This is a genomic window from bacterium (genome assembly GCA_035559435.1).
Taxonomy (GTDB): Bacteria; Zixibacteria; MSB-5A5; order WJJR01; family WJJR01; genus JACQFV01.
This window is the reverse complement of record DATMBC010000073.1, coordinates 1-4,274: the sequence shown is the minus strand read 5'-3', so window position 1 is coordinate 4,274 and position 4,274 is coordinate 1. Positions and strand designations below refer to the sequence as shown.

General features: G+C 63.3%; 1 protein-coding gene. It reads left to right on the top strand.

What is annotated here, in order from left to right; all coding sequences use genetic code 11:
- On the top strand, positions 1 to 4,274 hold a 4,274-nt coding region (locus VNN55_08945; GenBank protein ID HWO57677.1), incomplete at both ends, for a filamentous hemagglutinin N-terminal domain-containing protein.

Here is a 4,274-nt window from a genome sequence, read left to right as displayed (position 1 = left end):
GGAGCACGCTCGCGGCTGCGGTCGCGGCGGCCTTCTGGTCGCAGGGGGCAGTTGCGCTTCCCACCGGCGGCGTGGTCACACACGGCAGCTCGGTGATCAGCACGCCGAGCGCGACCACGATGAACATCAACCAGACCACCGGCACCTCGATCATCGAGTGGCAGACTTTCAACATCGCCAAGCCTGAGTCGGTGGTTATCACGCAGCCGGTCGGCGGAAGCGCCCTCTACCGCATCGGCGCGCAGTCTCCCTCCGAGATTTACGGCACGCTTTCGGCCTCGGGTAGCGTCATCCTCAGCAACCCGGCCGGCGTTTACTTCATGCCCGGCGCGAGCGTGGACGTGAAGGGGCTCGTCGCCACCTCCCTTTCCATCACCGACGCGAGCTACCTCTCCGGAAACTGGGTATTCACGAATCCCGGCGGCGCCGGCGCCGTGGTCAATCAGGGCACGATCACCGCTCCGAGCGGTTACGCGGTGCTCGCCGCGCCGCACGTGAGAAACGAGGGCGTGATCGCAGCGCGCATGGGAACGGTGGCGCTTGCCGCCGGCGACCAGGTCAGGCTCGACATGGTGGGCGACGGCCTCATTTCCGTCCAGGTCCCGACCGCAGCCTTGAACGCCGCCGCGATCAACAAGGGCACGCTCGCCGCCGACGGCGGCACCGTCCTCATGACCGCCCGCTCGGCGAACGCGATCCTCGACACCGTGATCAACACCGAAGGCGTCATCCGCGCCGACACCATCGCCGAGCGAAACGGCGTGATCGTCCTCGACGGCGGCGAGAAGGGTGTCGTGAGCGTCTCGGGTTCGCTCTCGGCGCAGGGCTTGGACGCCGGCGCTAAAGGCGGGACGGTGAAGGTTCTGGGCGAGTACGTCGGCGTGGGCCTGGACGGCGCGACCGCCACCATCAACGCCTCGGGCGACGCCGGCGGCGGAACGGTGCTCGTCGGCGGCAACTTCGGGGGCAGAGGCCCAGAAGCGAACGCATACAGGACCTTCTTGGGTCACGGCGCCCAAATTCTTGTAGATGCGCTCGGCACTGGCGATGGCGGTAGAGTAATCGTGTGGGCGAACGACACCACACGGGCTAGTGGGCTAATTTCGGCACGCGGCGGCGCGTACGGAGGAAATGGTGGATTTGTCGAAGTGTCTGGAAAAAGGAATCTCGCATTCGCCGCGAGTGTCGATACACGGTCGCCGAATGGCGTTACCGGAACACTGCTTCTCGATCCCACGAATATTACGGTTCAGGATACCGTTGGCGCCGATGACGGCGAACTTGGATCCGGAGACGGAACATTTGCTTTTGGGGATGGGACGACTGGCATAATATCTGACGAGGCGCTCGAAGGCGTCGGCGCGACGACAAACATTGTCCTTCAGGCAGCAAATGACATTACAGTTAGCGCTGGCCTCAGCGGCGGACTGACGCTGGCACAGACTGGCGCGAACTCTGTAACTTTCCAAGCTGGGAATAACATCACCATTGCCTCAGCGATGAGCACGGCGGGCGGTGCCATTACGCTGAGCGCGAATGACCCCGCGGGTACGCAGACTGGCACGGGTACGGTAACCATTAGTGCCACTGGGTCACTGGCCTCTGGTGGCGGCAATATCGTTATCACCAATAATGGGAGCACGACGAGCTTGGCGTTTGCGGAAAGCGTTAACGCTGGCTCTGGTCAGGTCACGCTTACGGCAACGGGCGCGGGTATCAGTCAAACGGGCGGCGCAATCACCGCCGGTACGCTGACGGGTAACTCGGGCGGCGTTGTGACTCTAGGGCAAACCAACGCGATTACAAACCTCGGAGCCTTCACGAGCTCTGGCGGGTTCACGCTTGCGGATGCGGGCGGTCTGACGGTGACTGGAGCGGTGAGCGACGGCACGGGGCTGACCTCGATCACGACCAACGGCGGTAACTTGGTGGTGAATGCAGATGTGACCGGCACGGGCATATCTCTGGCCGCCACGACCAGCGGGAACATGACGCTGAACGCGAACGTGAACGCGGGCGCGAACGCGGTGATGCTGTCGGCGCCGGCGGGCACGATCAGTCAAACCGCGGGGACGATCACGGCCAATGCGCTCGGTGTGGAGGCGACGGCGGCGCCGGCGCCGTCGCTGACGACCGCAGGGACATTGAACACGATCGCGGCGAACATCACCGGAGCCGGCAATCCATTCAGTTTCACGCAAGCCGCCACGTTTGATGTCGGCACGGTCGGCTCGATCGTCGGGGTGACGACGAGCAACGGAGCCATCACGCTGACGGCCTCTGCGGGTAACCTGACGATGTCGCAGAGCGTGAATTCGGGGGCGGCGACGACGTCGCTCAACTCGACGGCCGGCCTGATCAATCAGACCGGCGGCACGGTGACGGCGGGCACGCTGACGGGCTCTGCGGCCACATCGGTGAACCTGGGCACGGTAGCGGCGACCAACCTGGGGGCGTTCTCTGCTGGTACGACCCTCACGTTGGTGGACGCCGGTGGCCTGAACGTGACCGGTGCGGTGGGCGGGGGCACGGGGCTGACCTCGATCACGACCGACAGCGGCAACCTGGCGATCACCACGGGCAGCGTGGCCGGTAACGGAGTGACGCTGGTGACGACCACCAGCGGCAACATTGCGCTGGGCGGGAACGTGAACGCGGGTGCGGGCACGGCGACGCTCACATCGGCGGGCAACATTAGCCAATCGGCCGGTACGTTGACGGCGGCGACGCTGACGGGTTCTTCGGCGGGGACGACTTCGCTTGGCACGACGGCGCTGACCAACCTGGGTGCATTCACGAGCTCTGGCGGGTTCACGCTTGCGGATGCGGGCGGTCTGACGGTGACTGGAGCGATCACTGATACAGCTGGTCCGATGTCAATTTCGACTACAGGCGGTGCGCTTGATCTCGGGGCGCAGACAATCAATAACACCGGCCAAACGCTGACCTTATCGGGCTTGGGCGTTTTACAGAGCACTGGGACCGTGCTAGCCAATGCTGCGACGGTCACTAGCGGTACCGGTGCGATCAACCTTACATCAGGGACAAACGACTTCTCTGCGACGGTCATAGCCACCGGCACAGGTATCTCAATTACCGACATCAATGCGGTTACGGTGGCACTGACCGATGGCGCCAACAGCACCCTAAACGCAGGCGGCAACTTGGCGGTCTCGGGTACGGTTGCAGGCAATTTGAGCACAACCACCACCGGCACCGGTACGACGAGCTTCGGTCTAACGACGGTCGGCGGCACGCTGCAGGTAGGGAGCGCCGGGGCGGTCAGTCAGACCGGCGCGCTGACGGTGGCGGGAGCCGCGAACATTAACGCCGGAGCAAACCCGATCACGCTCATCCACGCGGCCAACGATTTTCAGGGTCTCGTGACGCTTAGCAATTCCGGGGCAAGCAATCCTGTTTCTATCGTTGACGCAAACGATATTTCATTCACAACGCTTGTACTAGGCGGCGATTTTACGGTTACTGCCCAAGTCGGGAATGGCACGATTACGCTAAGCAATGTCACGAACACTGGATTCCAACATTACAACGGCAACGTGTTCATGAACAGCGCGTATGTCACGAACGGCAACAGTTTCGCGATCACCGGTACGACAACCGTCGGCAGCAACAGCTCGATCACGACTGGCGCCGGAAACGTGACGCTGACAGGCGCTGTAAACAGCGAAACTGGCGAGAACAACACTCTCACGATCAACAGCAGTGGTACGACGACGTTCGGCAGCACGGTTGGCGCCACGCAGCCGCTTGGTGCGCTGATCACGGATGCAGGCGGGACGACGGTTCTCGGTGGCAATGTGACCACGACGGGCGGCGGGATGACGTTCGGCGATCCTGTGACCGTGGCGGCAGGTTCGACGCTCACCACGTCGGGAAACATCGCGGGTGCGTTCACGACGACTGGCACGCTGACCCTAGTCGCCAACGACGTCACCGGCTCTATCGCGGCCCCCACGGTGAACCTGACGAGCAACCAGAACATTATTAATGATCTTCTGATCACGGGGGTGAACAGCCTCACGGTGCAAGGCGCGGCGACGGAGTTCACGTTTGCCTCTGGCTCGCAGACGACCCCGCCTTCGTCGCTCTTTAAAACCAGCGACTTGGTGCTGGTCGGCATCGAGGGGGCACCAGGCTCCTGGTCGGCATCCATCCTGCAGACGCAGGCCGGGATCCAGTCTCAGAACGCTCAGAGTGCGATTGCGGCGGTGGTCGCGGGCGAGGCGGCGAATACGTTCGGCACGGACAGCGTC